General features: G+C 36.2%; 21 protein-coding genes and 1 tRNA gene. 15 read left to right on the forward strand and 7 right to left on the reverse strand.

The features are described 5' to 3' along the window. Positions 1–41: 41 nt before the first annotated feature. Positions 42–542 (reverse strand): hypothetical protein, encoded by a 501-nt coding sequence (locus tag ACMAYX_RS05535; protein ID WP_103216510.1) that lies wholly within the window; start codon positions 540–542, stop codon positions 42–44. 99 nt (positions 543–641) lie between these two features. Continuing rightward, entirely contained in the window at positions 642–2,102 is a 1,461-nt protein-coding gene (cysS, locus tag ACMAYX_RS05540; protein ID WP_392991060.1) for a cysteine--tRNA ligase, read from the reverse strand. 56 nt (positions 2,103–2,158) lie between these two features. On the opposite strand from cysS, the gene ACMAYX_RS05545 reads away from it, so the two are divergent. The 3 genes from ACMAYX_RS05545 (at position 2,159) to arsB (ending at position 5,009) form a co-directional block, all read left to right on the forward strand. Then, positions 2,159–3,493 (forward strand): dihydroorotase, encoded by a 1,335-nt coding sequence (locus ACMAYX_RS05545; protein WP_103216508.1) that lies wholly within the window; start codon positions 2,159–2,161, stop codon positions 3,491–3,493. Between the two features lie 87 nt (positions 3,494–3,580). Continuing rightward, a complete protein-coding gene (locus ACMAYX_RS05550) occupies positions 3,581–3,997 on the forward strand; it encodes an arsenate reductase ArsC (protein WP_412471656.1) in 417 nt (138 codons plus the stop codon). Between the two features lies 1 nt (position 3,998). After that, positions 3,999–5,009: an ACR3 family arsenite efflux transporter gene (arsB, locus tag ACMAYX_RS05555; protein WP_412471657.1), complete on the forward strand. Its 1,011-nt coding sequence runs from the start codon at positions 3,999–4,001 to the stop codon at positions 5,007–5,009. A 1-nt stretch (position 5,010) separates the two neighbouring features. Here arsB and ACMAYX_RS05560 read toward each other — a convergent pair whose 3' ends face one another. From ACMAYX_RS05560 to ACMAYX_RS05570, 3 genes are read right to left on the reverse strand one after another with little or no spacing between them, the layout of a single operon-like run. Then, positions 5,011–5,571, reverse strand: a complete 561-nt coding sequence (locus ACMAYX_RS05560) for an AAA family ATPase (RefSeq protein ID WP_412471658.1) — start codon at positions 5,569–5,571, stop codon at positions 5,011–5,013. 1 nt (position 5,572) lies between these two features. Beyond that, positions 5,573–6,412, reverse strand: coding sequence for a hypothetical protein (locus tag ACMAYX_RS05565; RefSeq protein WP_412471659.1), 840 nt, complete (start codon positions 6,410–6,412; stop codon positions 5,573–5,575). A gap of 19 nt (positions 6,413–6,431) precedes the next feature. Then, positions 6,432–6,641, reverse strand: a complete 210-nt coding sequence (locus ACMAYX_RS05570; RefSeq protein ID WP_021266029.1) for a hypothetical protein — start codon at positions 6,639–6,641, stop codon at positions 6,432–6,434. 240 nt (positions 6,642–6,881) lie between these two features. On the opposite strand from ACMAYX_RS05570, the gene folE2 reads away from it, so the two are divergent. The 11 genes from folE2 to ACMAYX_RS05625 all read left to right on the forward strand — a co-directional run bounded on the left by folE2 (position 6,882) and on the right by ACMAYX_RS05625 (position 17,826). Beyond that, positions 6,882–7,820, forward strand: a complete 939-nt coding sequence (folE2, locus tag ACMAYX_RS05575; protein WP_103216503.1) for a GTP cyclohydrolase FolE2 — start codon at positions 6,882–6,884, stop codon at positions 7,818–7,820. Positions 7,821–7,951: 131 nt separating this feature from the next. Beyond that, a tRNA-Val gene (locus tag ACMAYX_RS05580) sits at positions 7,952–8,027 on the forward strand. Between the two features lie 341 nt (positions 8,028–8,368). Continuing rightward, entirely contained in the window at positions 8,369–8,863 is a 495-nt protein-coding gene (locus ACMAYX_RS05585; protein ID WP_412471660.1) for a hypothetical protein, read from the forward strand. 241 nt (positions 8,864–9,104) lie between these two features. Next, complete coding sequence (locus ACMAYX_RS05590; protein ID WP_103216501.1) at positions 9,105–9,605, forward strand: hypothetical protein; 501 nt, start codon at positions 9,105–9,107, stop codon at positions 9,603–9,605. Between the two features lie 97 nt (positions 9,606–9,702). After that, complete coding sequence (locus tag ACMAYX_RS05595) at positions 9,703–10,488, forward strand: helix-turn-helix domain-containing protein (protein ID WP_146037746.1); 786 nt, start codon at positions 9,703–9,705, stop codon at positions 10,486–10,488. Between the two features lie 20 nt (positions 10,489–10,508). Beyond that, positions 10,509–11,057 carry a hypothetical protein gene (locus tag ACMAYX_RS05600; RefSeq protein ID WP_412469850.1) on the forward strand — a complete coding sequence of 183 codons (549 nt, stop codon included), beginning with the start codon at positions 10,509–10,511 and terminating at the stop codon, positions 11,055–11,057. Between the two features lie 263 nt (positions 11,058–11,320). Next, positions 11,321–11,815: a hypothetical protein gene (locus ACMAYX_RS05605; RefSeq protein WP_412471661.1), complete on the forward strand. Its 495-nt coding sequence runs from the start codon at positions 11,321–11,323 to the stop codon at positions 11,813–11,815. A gap of 154 nt (positions 11,816–11,969) precedes the next feature. Beyond that, positions 11,970–12,773, forward strand: coding sequence for a hypothetical protein (locus ACMAYX_RS05610; RefSeq protein WP_103216497.1), 804 nt, complete (start codon positions 11,970–11,972; stop codon positions 12,771–12,773). Positions 12,774–12,794: 21 nt separating this feature from the next. Then, the gene (locus ACMAYX_RS05615; protein ID WP_412469851.1) at positions 12,795–13,364 is read left to right on the forward strand and encodes a hypothetical protein; all 570 of its coding nucleotides are present in this window, start codon (positions 12,795–12,797) and stop codon (positions 13,362–13,364) included. A 2,750-nt stretch (positions 13,365–16,114) separates the two neighbouring features. Next, positions 16,115–16,177 (forward strand): CRISPR-associated protein Cas5, encoded by a 63-nt coding sequence (cas5, locus tag ACMAYX_RS05620; RefSeq protein ID WP_393022204.1) that lies wholly within the window; start codon positions 16,115–16,117, stop codon positions 16,175–16,177. An 854-nt stretch (positions 16,178–17,031) separates the two neighbouring features. Then, complete coding sequence (locus tag ACMAYX_RS05625) at positions 17,032–17,826, forward strand: sulfite exporter TauE/SafE family protein (RefSeq protein ID WP_392991042.1); 795 nt, start codon at positions 17,032–17,034, stop codon at positions 17,824–17,826. On the opposite strand, the gene ACMAYX_RS05630 is transcribed toward ACMAYX_RS05625, so the two are convergent. After that, entirely contained in the window at positions 17,823–18,284 is a 462-nt protein-coding gene (locus ACMAYX_RS05630; protein ID WP_103216493.1) for an Lrp/AsnC ligand binding domain-containing protein, read from the reverse strand. The genes ACMAYX_RS05625 and ACMAYX_RS05630 overlap by 4 nt on opposite strands. 128 nt (positions 18,285–18,412) lie before the next feature. Here ACMAYX_RS05630 and asnB point away from each other — a divergent pair, with 128 nt between their 5' ends. Then, the gene (gene asnB / locus ACMAYX_RS05635; RefSeq protein WP_412462919.1) at positions 18,413–19,993 is read left to right on the forward strand and encodes an asparagine synthase B; all 1,581 of its coding nucleotides are present in this window, start codon (positions 18,413–18,415) and stop codon (positions 19,991–19,993) included. A gap of 25 nt (positions 19,994–20,018) precedes the next feature. Here asnB and ACMAYX_RS05640 read toward each other — a convergent pair whose 3' ends face one another. Continuing rightward, positions 20,019–20,243 carry a hypothetical protein gene (locus ACMAYX_RS05640; RefSeq protein WP_392991034.1) on the reverse strand — a complete coding sequence of 75 codons (225 nt, stop codon included), beginning with the start codon at positions 20,241–20,243 and terminating at the stop codon, positions 20,019–20,021. Between the last annotated feature and the right edge of the window lie 37 nt (positions 20,244–20,280).

Here is a 20,280-nt window from a genome sequence, read left to right on the forward strand (position 1 = left end):
TTGTATTTGCTTCCTCTATTTGTGCCAAGTAAAGCTTAAGCTTACTTGCAATATGATAGATCTAAGTCATTCAAATTTTTGTAAATACTTGGACTAAATGCTTTATCCCAAAGATCTTGGCCGGCCATTTTATCCAGCGCCAGATCTGTTAATTTTAAGTTTTTATTATAAGCAAATGTATTTGCCAGAGCTCCAAATAGAGATCCGCCTTGTCCTTCGACTGCGTTACCATAGCAATTCATATCATCTTTAATATAGTCGTAGATATCGATCATACGCTCTTTACCCATACTATCTGCTGAGTAATACTTAAGTTCTCCACCTTCAATTACAGTGAACTTTTCAATTAGGCGATCGACCATCTCTTGCGAGAGCTCTTTACAAAGCCTCTTCTTCTTACTCTTTGACCCATTCACATGAAGATCTGCAATCACTTCATTTGTGGCCTTAACAAAGCAGTCTACAAATTGTTTTGAGTTAATTTGGGCCATTGAACTTGATGAAATAAGTACTAAAGCTGTTGAAATTACTAGATTTTTCATGAAAATCTCTCCTCGTGTCAATTGCGTATATAAATAAAATTACCACAAGGAGAGAATATAAAGGTCTTTTAAGAAACAATTACAATAGGTGTTCGGTCATTAGACACGAACAGACCACGTCACTTCATCACCACTTTCTTGGAAATCAATTCCTAAAGCGTTTAATTCGTCACGGGCCGCATCTGCTGCATCCCAATCCTTAGCAGCACGTGCATCCGCTCGCTTTGCCAGAAGCTCATTAACTTTATCAAGGGCAATCCCCTTTCTTCTGATTTGAACTTCCTTAATTTCATTTAAGAATATCTCAGGATCCATTGCAAAAAGAGCACTCATTTTTCCATACTTTGCAATCCACTGTGAAAATGCAATTGCAGTAGGTGCAGAGTTTACATCCTTTGCTTTCTTTTCAAGATTTAATGTATTGAAAGTTTTAACTGCTTCATAAACCGCAGACATCATCTCACTTGTATTGAAATCGTCATTACATGCTTTCTCAATCTTTGCATCTAAACGCTTTAGGTCTTCTGCAAGTTTCTTATTAACTTTTGCACTTTCATTAGTTTCAAAAGTAGCTGCATGTTTGGCCACTTGAAGTGCGCGGTAAACACGAATTGCACCACCAAAAGCCTGATCAATTTTTTCATCAGTCACATCAAGCATTGAACGGTAGTGAGTTGAAAGCATAATATATTTTAAAATTTCTGGATGATACTCATCCATGAAAGCGCGAGCAGTGATGATATTGCCAAGGGACTTACTCATCTTCTCTCCACTCATATTGATGAAGTTATTATGCATCCAGTAGTTTACGTATTTACAAGAATTACATCCTACACCTTGAGCTATTTCGTTTTCATGATGTGGGAAAATTAAATCAATTCCACCGCCGTGGATATCAATAGATTTTCCAAGAATCGACTTGATCATCGCCGAACATTCAATGTGCCAACCTGGACGCCCCTTACCCCATGGAGAATCCCAAGACGGCTCACCTGGTTTAGCAGGCTTCCAAAGAACAAAGTCCTTAGGATCTTTTTTGCGCTCATCAACTTCGACTCGCTCTCCCGAATTGAGTTCCTCTAGATTTACACCTGAAAGCTCACCATATGATTCAAGCTTTGTTGTTTCGTAGAAAACTTCTCCGTCCACAACATAGGCCATGCCATTATCGATGATACCTTGAACGTATTCAATAATTTCAGGAATATAATCCGTTACTTTTGGATTATGCGTATGAGGACGAAGTCCTAGGCGCCCAAAGTCTTCTTGAAAGTATTTAATATAGCGCTCTGAGATTTCAAGGGAATCAACACCTTCCTCATTTGCTTTATTAATAATCTTATCATCAACGTCAGTGTAATTATAAACGAAGTTCACATCGTAACCGATATGCTCCATCCAATTTCTTGCGAAGTTAAAAAAGATAGGCCCACGAAAGTTTCCAATATGAAGCGGTCCATAAACAGTTGGTCCACAAAGATAAAGCTTAACTTTGCCTTCTTCTAATGGCGTAAAAGTTTCTTTCTTCTTTGTTAAAGTATTGTAAACTACTAGTGACACTATCAACTCCTCTATTTTTTTATGCAGATAGAATAACCGAAAAAGGGAAAACTGTCATGAATATCCGTGAATTCGACCTAATCATCAAAAACGGCACTCTACACTCTTCACAAAAAAGCTGGCAAGAAGATATCGGAATAAAGGACGGTAAGATAGTAAAATTAGCTAAATTTAATGATTCTGATCTAAAAAGCGCTGCCGAAGTTATTGACGCACAGGGACTCGATATTCTTCCAGGACTTATCGATTCACAAGTCCACTTCCGCGAGCCAGGTCTAACACATAAAGAAGATATCGCTCATGGCTCAAAGGCCGCCGTTCTTGGTGGAATTTGTACTTTCTTTGAAATGCCAAATACAAAACCTGCAACAACAACTATTGAGGCAACCCAAGTTAAAGTTGATATTGCAAAAGAAACTTCATATGCAAATTTTGGCTTCTTCATTGGAGCAAGTGGAAAGAATCTCGACGAGCTTGTAAAGTCACAGGATATGGTTGGATGCTCGGGAGTAAAAATCTTTCTAGGTAGCTCAACAGGTGACCTTCTCCTTTATGATACTGACAAACTAGTTGAAATCTTCAAGACTTTAGACTGCCATATTTCAGTTCATAGTGAGAGTGAGGAAAGGCTTCATGCCAATGTTGCCATCCGTGATAATGCAAATGGAGACGTTCACGCTCATTATAAGTGGCGTGATGCTCAGACGGCCCTTGAATCGACAAAGATGATTATCGAAGTTGCAAAGAAAGCAGGACGTAAGGTTCACATCCTTCACTTAACAACAAAAGATGAAATTGAATTTTTAAAGGATCAAAAAGAGCATTGTACAATTGAGGTCACTCCTCAACACTTAACTCTCTTTGCTCCAGATATCTATGACAAGATCGGAACTCTTGCGCAGATGAATCCACCAATTCGCACAAAGGATCACACAGATGGACTTTGGGAAGGACTTAAAAGCGGTGTGATTGATGTTTTTGGAAGTGATCACGCTCCTCACACTCTAGAAGAAAAAGCTCAACCCTACCCAGCTTCTCCTTCGGGAATGCCTGGTGTGCAAACAATGCTTCCAGTAATGCTTACTCACGTTGAAGCTGGACGACTAACTCTAGAAGATATTGTTAAGTATTTAGCAGAGAATCCGGCCAAACTTTTCAAGCTTAACAAAGGCTTTATTCAAGAAGGAATGGATGGTGATCTGACAATCCTTGATATGAACAAGCGCTTTACTATCAGAAACGAAGACCAGGCATCTAAAGTCGGTTGGACTCCTTTTGATGGAATGGAAGTAAAAGGATGCCCTACTTATACAATCGTTAGCGGACAAGTTGCTATGGAGCATGGAAAGGCCATTAAAGTTCAGGCCCAGCCGATTGTAAGGACAAAGTAAGCGATAACCAAATCTTAACAATTAAGAACTACTCGATTCATTACGAAGTTTGTCATAATAGGATATTATTTAAAATATAGGAATGTAATGAAGAAGAATATCCTCTTTCTATGTACAGGAAACTCGTGTCGCTCGCAAATGGCCGAAGGCTGGGGTAAGGCCCTAAAAGACGACAAGTATAACTTCTACTCTGCTGGCACAAAGAAGCATGGGCTTAATCCTTATGCCGTGGCCGTTATGAAAGAAGTTGGTGTCGATATCTCAAATCACGAATCAAATACAACGGACGAAATTGAAGCAAAGATGGATATTGTCATCACAGTTTGTAGTGACGCCAATGAGAACTGTCCCTACTTTCCTGGAGGTAAGATCATTCATATTGGTTTCGATGATCCTCCTCGTCTCACTAAAGACTTTAGCGATGAAGAAGAAATACTTCAGGTTTATCGCCGCGTGAGAGATGAAATAAAGACAATGGTAATTAATTTAGAAGAGAGGATATAAGATGGGATTTTTTGAGCGCTATTTAAGTATTTGGGTAACTATCTGTATCGTCGCAGGTATTATTCTAGGAAAGGTCCTTGGCCCATCAATTTCAATTTTAAGTGAAATGAATATAGCAACGGTTAATATCCCTGTTGCAATTCTTGTGTGGCTTATGATTTTTCCGATGATGGTACAAATCGACTTTAATTCCATCACAGATGTTGGAAAGAACCCAAAAGGTCTAAGCCTAACTCTTATCATCAATTGGCTTATTAAGCCTTTTACTATGGCCTTCTTTGCATGGTTATTCTTCTCAAAAATTTATGCTGCTTACTTAAGTCCAGAGCTTGCACAAGAATATATTGCGGGAGCAATTCTCTTAGGTGCTGCTCCTTGTACGGCCATGGTCTTTGTTTGGTCTTACTTAACAAAAGGTGATCCGGAGTACACACTTGTTCAAGTTGCAATTAATGACCTAATTCTTTTAGTGGCCTTCATCCCTATCGTTCAATTCTTACTAGGTGTCACAAGTATTTCAATTCCATACGATACACTCATAAGTTCAGTCGTGATCTTTGTCGTGATTCCACTGGTTGCAGGTTATATCGCAAATAAAGTCTTAATCAAAAAATTTGGTATGAAATGGTTTAGTGAAGTTTTCATGGCCAGACTTAAGCCAATTTCAATTGTGGCCCTTCTTACAACTCTTGTTCTACTCTTTGCCTTTCAAGGCGAGAAGATTTTAGCTAATCCACTTCACATTGTCCTGATAGCAATTCCTCTTACAATACAGACTTACTTTATCTTCTTTGTAAGCTGGGGAATTGGCCGCAAGATGTGCTTACCACATAATATTTTATCACCTGGTTCAATGATTGGTGCCAGTAACTTTTTTGAACTTGCTGTGGCCGTTGCCATCGCCCTTTTTGGTCTCAACTCAGGAGCGGCCCTAACAACAGTTGTGGGAGTTCTTATTGAAGTTCCAGTCATGCTTAGTCTTGTTAAGATTGCAAATAAGTGGCGCTATTAATTTAAGAAAGTAGAGATTTTATTTCTACTTTCACTTCAGTTAAGTCAAGATCATCAATATTAGTCGTATTAACAGTGAGGCTTTTACAAGCTAATTCTAACTTTTCAATCTTACCTTTTGAAAGTGAGTCTTTGAATTCATCGAAGTTTAAGTGATCTTGATGCCCTGGATGTCTTTTCCCAGACAAGACCCTAGTCTTAAAACGTTCAAATAAGATGGAGCCATCACACTCACAATATATCGTAAGCACCCTTGCATCATACTTTGAGATAAAGTCTTTTAAAATTGGTGTATCGAATTGATTCGAAAAATTACTTTCTACCAACAAGCTTTTATTGGCATTAAGCTGTGCTTTAATAAAAGAATATAAAATTGGGTAACTTGCTTTTCCAAGTTCTTTTGACCAGGCCCTATCCTTCACTCCCAAGCTATCAAATAGGCTTTCTTTGATTATATCTTTTCCAATCAATGGTAATGAGAACTCTTTTGCGAGTTCTTTTGAAATCGTCGTCTTTCCTGTTGCAGGTAAGCCAGATACGATAATGAGAAGAGGACTATTCATTTTAATTCTCAACAAGCTTGGCAACTCCTACGAGCTTTCCATCATCGTAATAATTTGCCATCTTCATTCCACGATCAATAATGAAGTGAAGGAATGTATTATCGACGATACGAATAACAAATGAACCATCGCGACCTTCTAATATATTGCGATTGCCACCGGTACCGCGAGAGTGAGAGTAATTCTTTCCATCTTCATCATACAAAAGAATCTCTGACTGGCCATCTGTTCCCTTTCCTTCACTATCTTTGAAATATTCAATATTGATGACAATACGGTGGGTTTGACCTTTGTACTTGCCTTCTAAAATTTTAATATTTCCTGCATATGAACCATTCATACGTTTGAATCTTTTTTCATCTTCAATGACTTTAGTTCGCGCTAAATAGACAAGGGGCTCTTTAATGGCCGGGATCGGAGAGAATTTTACATTCTTATATATTGAATCAGCGACTTTTGGTTTTACCTCAGCTTTTTCTTTTTCTCTTCTCCAACGTGATTCATTCTGAAACACAGGCTTATTTTTATTAGGTGCTAATTTTTCTTTTATTGAATTTCGAGCAATAAAGCCCGTTGGATCTTTCATGATCTCATTTACTTCATCTTTATCTACCTTAATTTTTTCAAGACCAAGGGCCGCTAAGAATAAAGTAAAGGCTTGTGCCAAGGCTTCATCCCCGGCCTTATCAATGACAGGAACTTCCTTAATGACTTCAACTTTCTTTTCTTTGATGACTTCGACTTCTTTGATTTGAATTTCAGGATTTTGTCTTTGGGATTTTCCAACAAAAAAACCAACCGTAAGGCTGGCGATGACAGCAATAATTAATGTGTACTTCACTTAATCTTCCTTAATTAAATTAGTTCAGTATGTGGAGTGTTTCCTCAGTTCCATAAGTGCAGTTTTCACAAGTCACCTCTTCATGGATATAGAGGTTGTCGTGATCGGCCAAATGAGTAACAGTGAACTTGGCCCCACATTTAGGGCAACACTCAATCTGTTTTTTGACGTCCTCAATCTCACCAAAGTATCTGATGAAATTTTCGACTCTTAGGGATCTTTCCTTCATATCAAGCTCCTCGTCACATTCCATTTTACCTTATTTAAAAAAAATAAGCTTATTAAATGAGGTTATTTCCCAGAAATCAGTAACTTACGTTCATAAAGAACCTATACAAGTAGTGTATAGCCTTATAATTACTACGGAGTTCGTTTGCCAAAAGTGCTTGAACACGTTAAAACGTGCTATTATTAATGAAACCAAGGGTTGGACCACACCTACCTCTGTATAAGGAACAAAAGGACTCACATGAAAAATATTGAAGCACTTAGAAATAGCCGCGAAGATATCCTTAATTGCCAAATCAAAGATGAAACAGGTTTAAATGACTTTCAAAAGACAGCTAATGAAGTTCATATCGCCATTCCAAAAGTTGGTATTGAAAGATTTCGCATCCCTCTAAATTTTGAACACAGAGATGGAACTGTTAGATCAACAGATGCACAAGCGTCGATGTTCGTATTTCTAGAAGCACATAAGACAGGTGCAAACATGTCTCGCTTCTGTAATATTCTTCAAGCGGAAGGCTTAGAGAAAAATGTTAACAATGAATTCTTTGCGACAGTACTTAGAAGATACCGTACAGATCTTCGCGACTACGATACTGAACCACTAATTCCACAGGCCCACCTAACTCTAGACTTTAACTACCCTGTTAAACAACAGTCACTAAAGTCAGGAAACTGGGGATGGCAATACTATAAAGTATCAATGGAAGGTGTTGAAGGACGTGATGGTATTCCTCTAATCAACCTAACAATGGAATACGAATACTCATCAACTTGTCCATGTTCTCTTTCAATGTCGAAGCAGTACGAAGAACAGTATAGAAATGGAGAGACAACTGAAGGAAGTGGTATTGCTTCTGCTCACTCACAAAGATCTGTAGCGACGATTACTGTAACTTATAAGGCAGAGTCAAAGTTTCACTTAGAAGATTTAGTAGATCTAATGAGAATTGCTCTTCCAACTGAAACTCAGTCTCTTGTTAAGAGACTTGATGAGCAAGCATTTGCTATTCTTAATGGCGATAATCCAATGTTTGTTGAGCACTCAACAAGACGTATCTCGGAAGTTCTAAACTCAGCAGAAGAGATTCTAGACTGGCAAGCAAAGGTTGAGCACTTAGAAAGTCTTCACAGCCACAATGCTGTTGGTTATATCAGAAAAGAAAATCCAAAAATTTAATCATAAAAACAAAGGCCTCTAAATAAGAGGCCTTTATATTTCAAAAAAAATTAATTTTTTTTAAAACTTTTTAAATTTTAGTATTGACAAGTGAGAGTGAAATCCTTATTCTAACTCCACTTCAAATCGGAGGGCGATTAGCTCAGCTGGGAGAGCGCTACCCTTACAAGGTAGATGTCGGCAGTTCGATCCTGTCATCGCCCACCACTTTTTTTGTGGTACATTCAAAAGAAAAAATCGGAACTCTACAGAGTTCTTTTTTTTTGCCTTTTTTCTTCCTTAAATATTCAGCCTCGAAAAATAGATAACCTCATTACTATCGACTTAGTATTTTTACAAAAACAAACTCAATACAATCCATTTGTCTTCTTTCGAGCCAATTTGTCATAAAGAATTTGTCACAATTGGACATTGTCGAACGAAATAACATTCAAACAGAGAAAAAATTTACGGCCAATAATAACTATTTTAATTTTTCCTCATCAAAACAACTAAAAAATATAGAAATTGATAAATCAATTTTTGATAACAAACTAACGGAGGAATTTATGAAAAAAATTATCGCACTTGCTGCTGCACTACTAAGCGTTTCATCTTTTGCACTATCTGCAAACGATTCATGGGATACAATCAAAGCTGAGGTAAAAGCTAACCCAAGCCTAGAAATCTCTTCAGGATACTCAGTATTTGTTGGTCGTATCGTAACTGCGTTTGATGTATGTGTTGACGGTGACAACTTTGTTACACTAAGCCAATACCCAATTTACGAAAGAAAGTGGATCGGTGGAAGTAAAGAAGGTGACAGATATAAAGACATCGTAGTTGGTTACGAAACACTAACTTTCCCAATCTCAAGAGAAGTAACAAGAAAAGTATGTCGTGGTAAAGAAGATAGAAACTGTAAAACAGTTACTTCAACTGAAACTCAACAAGTTGTTAGAGATATCACTGTTTCAAAAATCACTCGTGTTGCGGGACGTGACAGAGATGACAAGAAAGTTGAGCTTTTCTCAAAAACTTTCGAAATCCCAGCTTGTCTATAATTTCAAGTATATATAAAGTTTGAGGCCGAGTTTATGCTCGGCCTTTTTTATTTTCTACTGACATCCTCCTTGGATGACAGTTAAAAACCCTACTTCTACTGCCGTTGTCACAAAAAAAATAAATATCCTTTGTGTTTTTTAGACATCTTATTTCATCAAAAATATAACCTCTACATCAAAACAACTTAATTAATTAAAGGCTTCAAACTAAAACTGAATGTCTAATAAACCGGAGGAATTTATGAAAAAAATTATCGCACTTGCTGCTGCACTACTAAGCGTTTCATCTTTTGCACTATCTGCAAACGATTCATGGGATACAATCAAAGCTGAAGTATCTGCTGATTGGGATCTTTCATTCACTGGAACAGCTGTATTCGTTGGACGTCCAGTTAGCGCATTTGACGTATGTCTAGATGGTGACCAATTTGTTACTACTAGAGAATTCCCAATTTACGAAATCGTAAAAGTTGGTAAAGGTCACCCAGAAGCTGATGAAGATGGATATGCATCTGTAATCGTTGGTTACGAAATCCTTTCTTTCCCAACTACTTACACTTCATACAAAGAAGTTTGTAGAAATGATGACAAAAACTGTAAAAGAGTTGCTTATACTGTAAACCAAGATCTTGTTAAGAACGTATCTGTAAAAGAAGTTGTTAGAAGAAACGTTGGTAAAAACGATCGTACGATCGAGAAAACACTATTCTCTAAAGAATATGTAATCCCAGCTTGTAACTAATAAATTCAATAGCTTAAGTATTTCCCTAAGGTACTTAAGCTATACTTTTTATAGTATGAGTAGATAACGGCATCTACTCATGCTATTCAAGCCATCTATGGATAAAATGAACACTCCACAACTATCTCAAGCGCCTCTTGGGCCTATTGAGCAAGTAAGCTTAGACCTAGCAAAAAAGCTAGATGAATATAAGAGCGTAAAAATTGGAGTTCGTCTTTTATCTGAAAAAACAGGAGTTAGTGAAAGAACACTCTATCGAATCCTGGCCAAAGAGAATAAGCCTACATATCAAACACTTTATAAAATCTATCGAGTCATTCACAACACAAGTAACGAGTCTCTCCTCTTAAATCTTGTTCCAGATGTTATTCGAAAGGAAATTGAAAAGTGTAATCCGAATAAAGTCTCAGAAAAAATACAGTATCACCAAGATATCGAAACTCAAATGAGTTACGATCGTACTTTTGCAGAGATTTATATACTGGCGGCATGTGCACCTATAACAAACGAATTAATTCAATATCGTTACGGAATGAGTGGCATGTTAACAGTGGAAAAGATGCTTGAAATGAAGGCCCTTAGAGTCACAAAGAGTGGTCACTATAGTCTAGGGGAAAACCAAGCTAATTTTAGTGCTAAGACCCTAAAGCGTATGGGTCTATCACTAGTAGAAAAATATAGTAAGGTACAGAATGCAGAATCATATGGTGAAAATATCATCGCATTCTTTGCAGAAGGCTTAAGTGAAGAAGCTTATGATCGATGGCTACAAGTAGATGCAAAGGCATTCGAAGAAAAAGTTGCAATTGCAAATGAAGACAAATCAAAAGGAACAAAGAGGGCCTTTACCTTTATGGTAACGGACACTTTGAATGAAAAATGAAAAATAATATGAAGAACAATATGAAGAAATTTATAGTAATAGTTTCGACTCTTTCGATTTACGCAGGAGTTGGAGGTGTTTCAGGTGGCCCTAAACCAACTAAAGACGACTTCTCAAAGCTTGGACCACAAACTTCGTGGCAAAAAATTATCGATGTCACAAAGAGAAATGATGACGTTAAGCTTGAAGGGACAACTGTTTTTGTATCAAGACCAGTTAGCGCTTTTGAGACATGTATTAATGGAGACGAAATTCAAACAACTAGAAAATTTCCTATCTATAAGACTAAATACGTTGGTAAAAATCAGATGGGAGCCGATAAAGATGGCTTTAAAACTGAACTAGTAGGAAGCAAGTACCTAACATATCCAATTAACTACAAAACACGCGAAAAGGTATGTAATAACCATGGTAAGCGCTGTCGTGAAGTAATGAAAGATGTATCTACTGAGACAATCAAAAACGTTAAAGTAAAGAAAGTAGTAGTCTATAAACCAAATAGTGATCGACCAAGAGAGGTCGAGCAAGACTCTTTTAGCAAGGAATACATCATTCCATATTGCCAGTAAAATTCAGATTAAATAAATAAATAAATAAGAGGGCCGCTAATGCGGCCTTTCTTGTTTTATAAGAGATTGCTAAATCTCAACAAATTTGTCCATTTGTCATGATTAAGGCCACTAATTTGGACAATGTCGGACAAAATTCTCATGTGAATTAGAAAAAATTGTCACCTCATATCAATCAAATTAATTTCATTTCATCAAAACAACATAAAAAAGTATTGAAATTGATAAATCAATTTTTTGATAACAAACAAACGGAGGAATTTATGAAAAAAATTATCGCACTTGCTGCTGCACTACTAAGCGTTTCATCTTTTGCACTATCTGCAAATGATTCATGGGATACAATCAGAGCTGAAGTAAAAGCTAACCCAAGCCTAGAAATCTCTTCAGGATACTCAGTATTTGTTGGTCGTATCGTTACAGCATTTGATGTATGTGTTGACGGTGATAACTTCAATACACTAAGCCAGTACCCAATCTACGAAAGAAAGTGGATCGGTGGAAGCAAAGAAAGTGACAGATACGAAGATATCGTAGTTGGTTATGAGTACCTATCATTCCCAATCTCAAGAGAAGTAACAAGAAAAGTATGTCGTGGTAAAGAAGACAGAAACTGTAAAACAGTTACAGAAATGGAAACTCAACCAGTAGTTAGAGACATCACTGTTTCAAAAGTTACTCGTCGTGGTGGACGTGATCACGATGACAGAAAAGTAGAACTTTTCTCAAAAACTTTCGAAATCCCAGCTTGTAACTAATTATAAGCCAGGGACTTGGTAAGCGTCTTTCCCTAAGGGACGCTTACTTTATAGAACGATTGGCCGAGGCATTGCTTCGGCCTTTGTAATTTTTACTGCTTAACTGCATAAAATTATGAATAGTGCTAAACTCGCCAAAAAATACTGAGGCATAATGAGAGAAGAGAACTCCAATATAATCAACGAGTTACCAAAGAAGGCATCCCCTACACTTGGTCTCAAAGAGCAAGTAGCTCTTGATTTAGAATCACACCTAAAGCAATTTAGAAGTGAATCTATTGGTCTTCGTAAACTTTCTGAAAAATCTGGTATTCACCAAAGAACACTTAAGCGTCTTTTGGCCCAAGAAAATAGACCTGGTTATCAAACTCTTGTAAGACTTTATTCATGCTTAGTTGATAGTCCAAATGGTGGCCTTCTCTTAAAGAACCTTCCTGAAAAAGTTGCTAACGAAATTCAAAAGAAATCTCCTACTTCAACAGCAGGAAAACTTGAATATAGTGAAGAAGCTAACAAGGAAATGCTTTACGATAAAGTTTTTGCTGAGATCTATTGTCTGGCCTCGATGTCTCCTATAACTAGCGAATATATTCAATATCGTTATGGCTTAAGTGGAGCTGAAACTGCAGATCGTATGTTAGACCTTGGCGTTCTCAAGCTTACAAAGACAAATATGTTCACTACTGGTGACAAACAAATTGAATTCTCTCCGAAACTTGTAAAAAGACTTGGACTTAATTTAGTTGAAAAATATGTAAAAACTCAAGATGTCGATCTTGCAGAAAAGAACCTTATTGCATTCTATGCAGAAGGTCTAAGTCCTGAAGGATATCGTGCATGGTTAAAAATCGATCAAGAAGCTTTTTACAAGAAGATTGAAGTAACAAAAAAAGAAGGCATGTTAGGTGATATAAAAACATTCACTTTCATGGCCACAGACACAATGAGAAAGGAATAAGGTTTTATAATGAAATCAATAATGACTATATTATTTCTGGCCCTTGCAATTAATGCATTCGCAGGAACAGGCGGAATTAGCGCATTTACTGGAAATAATGGTGGCGTTGATGCTGGTACAGGTGGAATTGTTGGCGGAGTTGATGATTTAAAAGAGTTAAAACAATACGACTGGAAAACGATTAGAAAGTACGTTAAGAAAAACTACGATCTAGAGTTATATGGAGATATTGCTTATGTAGGAAGAAATATTTCTGTATTCGATGTTTGTATTAACAATGATCAAATTCAATCGATTTCAAAGTATCCAGTTTATAAAAGAGTTTGGCTTGGTGGAAGTAAAGAGTCTGATCGCTACAAAGATATCGTTGTAGGAAAAGAAATTCTAACTTACCCTCTAGAAGTCGAAAAAGAAGAGAAGATCTGTTACGGGCGTAAGGATAGAAACTGTCGAATGGTAAAGACTGTTCATAGGCAAAATCCTACTCCAGAGATCGCTCTTAAAAAAGAAGTTAGCCGCAACGGAAGACGCGGTGACAGAGAATACAAAGAGATATTCACAAAAAAATATGACATCCCATATTGTCAGTAGTGTGTGTTATGCCTAGGCCCTTGCGCCTAGGCTTTTTTCCTGAGTAAGAATCTCTACTTTTATTTGCCCATTAGAAATTTTAAAACGAAGTCCTTTCTTAAACTTCCCTTTAACATTATCTCTTAACAATTCTTTTGTTAGCTCCGTATCACAGCGAAGATCACCAAGAGTACTAATTCCAATAGCATTTTCTGAAGTTACATTTATTTTAACTTCATTAATTTTCGAGAAAACAAATGGTAGTGATTCTATATAAGCAGCAACTTTAACAAGAATATTCTCATCACGAATTAAAATCAAAGCATCATCTTCAGCAAATAGATTTGCATCAAATTCAACACGAGTAAGGGCCATCTCTAATTTATTTAAAAGATTTCCTGCTTCAACTTGTCTTTCAACATATGCCAATTCATCAACAGCTGGCTTAATATTCTCTTTTAAATTCTCTAGCTGTTGTTGCTCATTTAATTGTCTAGTTTTTAAGTCTCTCGCCTGACTTCTAAGAATATCAATTGAACTAACAATCGACTTAGACTTCTCCAGCTCTTCATTATAGCTGATCTCAAGTTGGCTGCACTCATTCTTAAGACTTGAAATTTCTAGAGATAAACCTGATAGTGTATTACGACTTTCTCTATTTGCATCTCGGATCTTAGAGATTTCCTCAGACAATTGATCTTTCTTTAGTAATAGTTCACCTTTAAACTTAGTTGAGTTCTCAATTCCCTCTTCAAGCATCTCTTTTTCAGATATAGCACTACTAAGTTTACTCTCAACTTCACCTAAAAGTGTTTTAGCTACATTTAGCTTATTTTGACGAGTTGAGTGTTCTTTAGTGACAAGCTCTTTTTCAGCTAATTCTTTCTGTAATATGTCTTGTTTTACTTTATGTTCTTCTTCAACAAGCTTAAGTTCATTAACACTTTGCTCGATTTCTGAGTTAAGCTTTACAATATCTGCTTTAGCAATTCGAGTATCATTTTCAAGCTTCTTTGCTTCCTCACTTAGCTGGACTTTGCGTAAGATATTTGATTCTAAATTCTCTTCAATTGTATTAATTTCTTTTTCTAAATCAGACAGTGATACTCTTAAAGAGTAGCAATCATTTTCAACTTTTGTTAGTTCCTCATTGCTTACAATTTGCTGATTATTTAAGTCTTTATGTTGTTCCAATAGACTTAATCTAGACTTTTCTAATCTATCTAAAACTATGCCTTGGTCAACAATTGAACTCTCTAACTGCTTAATTGTTTTTTCATCACTTTCAATCATTGCTTCTATCGAAGAGATTTCAGCTTGAAGTTTAGTAGATTTTTCTTGTCTCTGAGATACTTCCAAATTTAATGAAGATAGCTCATCATCAAGCTCTCTCTTTCTTGATAGGGCATTATTGTAAAGATTCGTTTCAGTTTCGATACCTGAATTAAGTTCACTCAACTCAATTTTCATATTCTCTACTAATGATACTTTCTTATTGGCCAATCGCTCATATTTCTTTCGTGAAGATGAGATGGCCTTAAGTCTATCCGTTTTACGAATAACACTGTCCTTAAGGTCTAAAGTTATGGCATCCATCTCTTTTATTTTCAATAGAGCATCGTCGTATGATGTTTGATTAGTTTTTATCTGAAAGTCTAACGCTTTAATCTGACTTTCAAATGTTGATATTTTCGAATCCAATGACTCAATCATTCTTACAGTTTTATTCAATTTATCACATAGACTCTCTGAAATATTATTCAGGCGTTGGTTTTCTTTAGCGAGCTCTTCAATTTCAAGTCCTTTGGCTTCAATTCGATTCTCACCAATTTGAATGCGCCCTTTAAGACTTCCAATTTTTAAAAGTAATTCATTATTAGTATCACTTAATGAATTCTCATCATCAGCAAGTTCTTTAATAAGATTATTTTGGGCTTCACAGTCAGAGTTTAATAACTCATATGCTGCTTGAGACTTTTCAATTTTCACATTTAAAAGTTCAATACTTTTTCTTAAATTATCGGCCTGATCTTGAAGTACTTGCTTTTGGTACTCTACATTTTTTTGCTCTAGACCAAGATCAATTAAAGTTTGTCTTGCTTCAACATCACGTCCATTTAATTCTTGAATCTCAAGACGAATCTCACTTAATTGAGAACTCCCCTCTTCAATTTGTTTTTGAAGCGTGATAATTTTCATCTCACGATTTTCATTATTAAGAATTGCTTTTTGTTTTTTAGTTAAAAGTTCTTCAACACTCGCATCTAAGCGGTCAACTTCGCTCTGATAATTTTGAACACTTTTTTCAAGCGCAAGAGATTGAGTAAGAACAGCATCATGTTCTTTCTTAGTTTTTTTATACTCTCTATCAAGACGATCTATTTCAATTAATGAAATACTTTCTTTTTCTCTAAGCTCATTTATCTGAGCTTCTAATTTCTCAGACTTTGTCGTATTTTCTTCGATCTTATCTTTAAAGTTTTGTGATTCAATTTTAAGAAGTTGAATATCCTGAATTAATTCTTGCTTCTTCTTTTCTCGAGAAGCTATTTCTGATTCGAGGCTAGCAACTATCTCGAGCTCACTCATCTCTTGTGTGCGTAGTGTTTCAGATTCTCTTTCTAGCTTTTTAATATTAGTTTCAACTGCAATAATATCTTGATTTATCTTTGCTTGCTTAGAAGAGATCATTTTAAGATCAAGAATCTGTAATTCTAAATCCTTTTCTAAATTTTGCTTATCTTGTCGAACATCTTTAACTTTAACTGATAATTCTTCTAGTCTTTGAGTTTCCTTATGCTTCTTTTCGACAACCTCTTGAGTTTTTTCAATAAGCTTACTAATTTCAGTATCTAGTTTTATTCTTTCTGATTCTAATTCTGAAATATTCATATCACATTTTTTAATTGTGTTACTATCTTCTTCAATGGACTGTCTTAATTTTGAAATACGCTTATTAGCTTCTTCAATCTCCACCTTCAAGTGAGTACGAGAATCTAGATGATAGGCTTTATCACCGTTAATAACTGATGCCTTATTCTTCAGTGCAAGCTCTTCACCTCTTAAATTACCTAACTCTACTCTAATGCGACCAAGTTCATCTAAGTTTGAGGAATGTGATTTATTAAGATCTGTAATCTTCTTTTTCAACTGAACAATTGAACTTAAAATGAGTTGTTTCTCTTCAACTAGTTCTTTTAAGTTCGATTCCTGGTTATCATTCAATTGTTGAATTTTTACAATTCTCTTTTCTAGGATTTCCTTATCAGCGTGCTCATCAGTTAAAGCACTCTGTAATCTCTTAAGCTCTACTTCAGTTTTTTGAAGCTTTATCTTTTGTAATTCAACTTCTTTTCTTAGAGATTTATTAATCTCTTCATACTCTCCAATTAGCTTCTTCTCTTCACTAACTTGAATATCTAAATTGGCCTGTGTTGTTTTAATATCAACAATAGAGTTTATTTGAGATTGGTTATTTTTAGTTTTACTTTTAAATAGATTCATAAGGTCCTCACTAACCTCTATTTTCTCATTAAAAGCCTTTAAAATAAGCATGTGGCAACTTTTGCGTTGACGCAGACCTAAGTAAAAATATGTTTCGAAGAATCAATAATTTCCCCTCAATCTCTGACAATAATGAACAAGTATACTTCTTGTCTTACCCAATATATGAGTGCATATTGATAGCATGATTTTCTTACTATACTTACTTGTTGGTGCATTTGTTGGAACTCTTTCTGGCCTTTTTGGTATCGGAGGAGGTGTTGTTATTGTCCCTACTCTCTTATTCTTATTTCAAAAACAAGGTTTCTCACCAGATATTAGAATGTATATGGCCCTAGGAACATCGCTTGCGACAATTGTTATCACTGCCGCCTCTTCAACACTTAGACACTATAATATGGGAAATCTACTTACTGATGTAACAAAGAGATTTATTTTACCAATTGTTGTCGGTATCAGTACTGGAGCTTATTTGGTCAATATAGTCGAGGCCCAAACACTTGAGCTCATCTTTATCTGCTACCTTTATCTTGTTTCATTAAAGATGATTTTTTATAAATCTAAAGTAGAAGAGCCAAAAGAAACTTCTAATATGCTTTTTAACTTTACTGGCTTTATTATTGGTCTCAAATCAGCAATCCTTGGAATTGGTGGTGGTACGATAAGTGTTCCATTTCTAACTTGGAGAGGCTACCAAATGAAAAATGCAGTTGCTATCTCGGCTTCAATTGGGGTTCCGATCGCTCTTTTTAGTACTTCATTTTATATTTATAACGGTCTTAGTAAACCTACTCCACAATACTCACTTGGCTATGTTTACTTACCCGCCTTCCTTGGGATCTCAATCGCAAGCTTCTTTTTTACTAAGCTTGGAGCAAGAATATCAAGTGTTGCCAACCAATCAATACTAAAAAAGCTCTTTGCTCTTCTCTTAATCGGAATAGCCCTGAAGAAGACATTGACTTATTTAGGTCACTAAACGTTTAAGCTCTTGTTAATCACTTGTTTTAAACTAATGAAAGATTCTGTTGATTGAATTTCTTTAATCATTTGAATCTTACCGATAAGAAACTCGTGAAAATGATTTATATCCTTAACGATGATCTTCACAATTAGAGCATAATCCCCTGTCGTATAATAAGCTTCAACGATTTCATCCATCTTCTCGAGCTTCTCAATAACCTTGTGAATATCACGTGCATTCACTAGGTGAAGGCCAAGTAAAACAACTACATTATGTCCTAATTTTGTATAATCGACTTTAATTGTACTTCCGACGATTACACCGGCCTCTCTCAGTTTTTCAACTCGTTGATGAATTGTACCGCCGGAAACCCCTATTTTCCTGGCCATTTCAAGAAATGGCATACGGGCATCCTTTTCCATCAATTTGATTATCTTCTTATCAATACTATCAATTTCATAATTATTGGCCATATCTCACCTCTGAAACTATCAATTTACCACCATTTTATAGTATTTATTAAATAACTCATAGTTTTACATGTTCAATATTGAGAATTTATTAAAAAAAGCCGAATATTACTAAAAATATGGAGGTTTTCATGTGCGGATTTAGTGTATTTACGGGAAAAGTTGAAGAAAAAGAATTTGAAGAGAAATTTGATCTAATCTCTCACCGAGGGCCAGATCAAAGAGCAATCCACAAGTTAACAGAAGGAACAATGGGCTTTCATCGTCTAGCAATTATGGATTTAAGTGAAGCCGGCTCACAACCTTTTATCTCAAAATCTAAAACACACCTTGTTTGTAATGGAGAAATCTACAATCACCGCACTTTAAGAACTGACTATATTGACCGCTATGACTTTAAGTCTGATTCAGACTGCGAAGTTATAATTCCAATATTTGAGGAGTATGGCATTGAAAAGCTTCTCACATCACTTGATGGGGAGTTTGCATTTGCAATTGAACAAGATGGTAAATTCTATGCTGGCCGTGATCCAATTGGTATCCGTCCCCTCTTCTATGGATATGGCCTTGAAGATGGAAAGATAGCATTTGCTAGTGAAGTAAAAGCACTACAAGGTCTATGTAAGGACATTAAACCTTTTCCTCCAGGACACTACTATGCTGATGGTGAATTTACACCATACTTTGATGTTCGAAAAATTAAGTCTCGTGCAAAAGAAGATTTAGAACTTGTGTATCAAGGTATTCATGATCACTTAGTTGAAGGAGTAAAAAAACGCCTTGATGCAGATGCACCAGTAGGTTTCCTTCTTTCAGGCGGACTCGATTCGTCACTAGTATGTGCCATTGCGGCCAAACTTAGTGATCGACCTATTAAAACATTTGCCGTTGGAATTGACACAAACCCAATTGATTTAAAGTATGCACGAATTGTTGCAGACTACCTTGGCAGTGAACACCACGAAGTCATCTTTACAAAAGAAGAAGCCTTTGAGCATCTTGGAGAACTTGTTCACAAGCTTGAAACATGGGATATCACGACAATTAGAGCATCAATGGGAATGTCTCTAGTTTGTAAATACATCAAAGAAAAAACTGATGTTAAGGTTGTCCTAACAGGAGAAGTTAGTGATGAGCTCTTTGGCTATAAGTATACTGACTTTGCACCAAGTCCATTAGAGTTTCAAAAAGAAGCACAAAAACGAGTTCACGAATTATATATTTACGATGTTTTAAGAGCTGATCGTTCGATTAGCTCTCACTCACTTGAGGCCCGTGTTCCTTTCAGTGATAAGGCCTTTATCGAGTACGTCATGGGAATCGCTCCTGAGCTTAAAATGAACTGGTCAGGAGAGGGTAAATACCTTCTAAGAAAAGCATTTGACCACAGTGGCTACCTTCCTGATGAAATCCTATGGCGTGAAAAAGCAGCCTTCTCAGACGCTGTTGGGCACGATATGGTGGATTGGCTTAAGGCGCTTGCTGAAGAAAAATATAGTGAAGAAGAGCTATCTAAAGCTAGTGAAAAATACCCATATGCAACTCCATTTACGAAAGAGTCTCTTATGTATCGTGACCTCTTTGAAGGGCACTTTCCAGGGCTTTGCGGCCTTATTACAGACTTTTGGATGCCTAATAAGGAATGGGAGAACTGCCAGGTTGATGATCCATCAGCGCGAGTTTTACCTAACTATGGTGCATCTGGAGAATAAAAAAACACCTCAAAAGAGGTGTTTTTTATTTATTAAGTTTTTCTAAGCTAACACAAATTAATCGATCGCCTTTTTTTGCCTCTTGGCACTCTCCACTTATAGATTTTTCTTTTACTTGATAAGTACAGGCTGAGTTCACTGACTTATCAAGGCAAGCTTTTAACCTAGAACGATAACCGAAATTCTTAGGTAAGCTAAAAGCATTACTAGTGGTCACTAGAGAAATAATAATTAAAAGCTTCTTATTCATATCAACTCCTATTCCACCTATTATACGCGATATTTCG

Source organism: Halobacteriovorax sp. RT-2-3 (genome assembly GCF_047085075.1).
In the GTDB taxonomy this organism is placed as follows: Bacteria; Bdellovibrionota; Bacteriovoracia; order Bacteriovoracales; family Bacteriovoracaceae; genus Halobacteriovorax_A.

What these genes read in the sequence shown, in the direction of transcription:
- ACMAYX_RS05640 (WP_392991034.1), bottom strand. Translation starts at nt 20,243, where the DNA reads ATGAATAAGAAGCTTTTAATTATTATTTCTCTAGTGACCACTAGTAAT.
- ACMAYX_RS05605 (WP_412471661.1), top strand. Translation starts at nt 11,321, where the DNA reads ATGAAAAAAATTATCGCACTTGCTGCTGCACTACTAAGCGTTTCATCT.
- folE2 (WP_103216503.1), top strand. Translation starts at nt 6,882, where the DNA reads ATGAAAAATATTGAAGCACTTAGAAATAGCCGCGAAGATATCCTTAAT.
- ACMAYX_RS05615 (WP_412469851.1), top strand. Translation starts at nt 12,795, where the DNA reads ATGACTATATTATTTCTGGCCCTTGCAATTAATGCATTCGCAGGAACA.
- ACMAYX_RS05550 (WP_412471656.1), top strand. Translation starts at nt 3,581, where the DNA reads ATGAAGAAGAATATCCTCTTTCTATGTACAGGAAACTCGTGTCGCTCG.
- ACMAYX_RS05545 (WP_103216508.1), top strand. Translation starts at nt 2,159, where the DNA reads ATGAATATCCGTGAATTCGACCTAATCATCAAAAACGGCACTCTACAC.
- ACMAYX_RS05570 (WP_021266029.1), bottom strand. Translation starts at nt 6,641, where the DNA reads ATGAAGGAAAGATCCCTAAGAGTCGAAAATTTCATCAGATACTTTGGT.
- ACMAYX_RS05560 (WP_412471658.1), bottom strand. Translation starts at nt 5,571, where the DNA reads ATGAATAGTCCTCTTCTCATTATCGTATCTGGCTTACCTGCAACAGGA.
- asnB (WP_412462919.1), top strand. Translation starts at nt 18,413, where the DNA reads ATGTGCGGATTTAGTGTATTTACGGGAAAAGTTGAAGAAAAAGAATTT.
- ACMAYX_RS05630 (WP_103216493.1), bottom strand. Translation starts at nt 18,284, where the DNA reads ATGGCCAATAATTATGAAATTGATAGTATTGATAAGAAGATAATCAAA.
- ACMAYX_RS05625 (WP_392991042.1), top strand. Translation starts at nt 17,032, where the DNA reads ATGATTTTCTTACTATACTTACTTGTTGGTGCATTTGTTGGAACTCTT.
- arsB (WP_412471657.1), top strand. Translation starts at nt 3,999, where the DNA reads ATGGGATTTTTTGAGCGCTATTTAAGTATTTGGGTAACTATCTGTATC.
- ACMAYX_RS05600 (WP_412469850.1), top strand. Translation starts at nt 10,509, where the DNA reads ATGAAGAAATTTATAGTAATAGTTTCGACTCTTTCGATTTACGCAGGA.
- ACMAYX_RS05585 (WP_412471660.1), top strand. Translation starts at nt 8,369, where the DNA reads ATGAAAAAAATTATCGCACTTGCTGCTGCACTACTAAGCGTTTCATCT.
- ACMAYX_RS05535 (WP_103216510.1), bottom strand. Translation starts at nt 542, where the DNA reads ATGAAAAATCTAGTAATTTCAACAGCTTTAGTACTTATTTCATCAAGT.
- ACMAYX_RS05610 (WP_103216497.1), top strand. Translation starts at nt 11,970, where the DNA reads ATGAGAGAAGAGAACTCCAATATAATCAACGAGTTACCAAAGAAGGCA.
- ACMAYX_RS05595 (WP_146037746.1), top strand. Translation starts at nt 9,703, where the DNA reads ATGGATAAAATGAACACTCCACAACTATCTCAAGCGCCTCTTGGGCCT.
- ACMAYX_RS05590 (WP_103216501.1), top strand. Translation starts at nt 9,105, where the DNA reads ATGAAAAAAATTATCGCACTTGCTGCTGCACTACTAAGCGTTTCATCT.